This is a genomic window from Paracoccus subflavus (assembly GCF_004310345.1).
GTDB classification, from domain to species: domain Bacteria; phylum Pseudomonadota; class Alphaproteobacteria; order Rhodobacterales; family Rhodobacteraceae; genus Paracoccus; species Paracoccus subflavus.
Genome location: NZ_SISK01000025.1, coordinates 1 through 1258 on the forward strand (window position 1 = coordinate 1; position 1258 = coordinate 1258).

Genomic DNA, 1258 nt, shown 5'->3' on the forward strand with positions numbered 1-1258 from the left:
CCCCCCGACGAAAGGCCGCCCTTTTGGGGCGGCCCTGTGTGTTGTTGCGAGGGTGGCGCGGGGTTTGGCCCCGCCCCGTCCTTACTTGAGGATCTTGCTGACCACGCCGGCGCCGACGGTGCGGCCGCCCTCGCGGATGGCGAAGCGCAGCTTTTCCTCCATCGCGATCGGCGCGATCAGCTCGACCTCGAACTTCAGGTTGTCGCCGGGCATCACCATCTCGGTGCCCTCGGGCAGCTTCACCGTCCCGGTCACGTCCGTGGTGCGGAAGTAGAACTGCGGGCGATAGTTGGCGAAGAACGGCGTGTGCCGCCCGCCCTCTTCCTTGGTCAGGATATAGGCTTCGGCCTCGAAGGTGGTGTGCGGCTTGACCGAACCCGGCTTGCACAGCACCTGGCCACGCTCCACGCCGTCGCGGTCCACGCCGCGCAGCAGCGCGCCGATGTTGTCGCCCGCCTCGCCCCGGTCCAGAAGCTTGCGGAACATCTCGACGCCCGTGCAGGTGGTCTTGCGGGTGTCGCGGATGCCCACGATCTCAAGCTCGTCGCCCACGTTGACCGCGCCGCGCTCGACCCGGCCCGTCACCACCGTGCCGCGGCCCGAGATCGAGAACACGTCCTCGATCGGCATCAGGAACGGCTGGTCGATGGCCCGCTCGGGCGTCGGGATATAGTCGTCCACCGCCTTGATCAGCGCGCGGATCGAATCCTCGCCGATCTCCTTGTCGCGGCCTTCCATCGCCGCCAGCGCCGAGCCCTTGATGATCGGAATGTCGTCGCCCGGATAGTCGTAGGAGGACAGCAGTTCGCGGACCTCCATCTCGACCAGCTCCAGCAGCTCCTCGTCGTCCACCTGGTCGACCTTGTTGAGGTAGACGACCATGTAGGGGATGCCCACCTGGCGGCCCAGCAGGATATGCTCGCGCGTCTGCGGCATCGGGCCGTCGGCGGCGTTCACCACCAGGATCGCCCCGTCCATCTGCGCCGCGCCGGTGATCATGTTCTTGACATAGTCGGCATGGCCCGGGCAGTCCACATGCGCGTAATGGCGCGCCTCGCTTTCGTATTCCACATGCGCGGTCGAGATCGTGATCCCCCGCGCCCGCTCCTCGGGCGCCCCGTCGATCTGGTCATACGCCTTGAACTCGCCGAAATACTTCGTGATCGCCGCCGTCAGCGTCGTCTTGCCATGGTCAACATGGCCAATCGTGCCAATGTTGACATGCGGTTTCGTCCGTTCAAACTTTGCCTTTGCCATC

1 protein-coding gene is annotated in these 1258 nt (G+C 65.8%); it reads right to left on the bottom strand.

Translation table 11 applies throughout. The annotated features are described in order from the left end of the window. Window positions 1–81: 81 nt before the first annotated feature. Window positions 82–1257 carry an elongation factor Tu gene (gene tuf / locus EYE42_RS15880; RefSeq protein ID WP_130992288.1) on the bottom strand — a complete coding sequence of 392 codons (1176 nt, stop codon included), beginning with the start codon at window positions 1255–1257 and terminating at the stop codon, window positions 82–84. Window position 1258: the final 1 nt, after the last annotated feature.

Bases quoted from the DNA above. Each gene is read 5' to 3' on its own strand.
- tuf (WP_130992288.1), bottom strand. From the start codon at position 1,257: ATGGCAAAGGCAAAGTTTGAACGGACGAAACCGCATGTCAACATTGGC.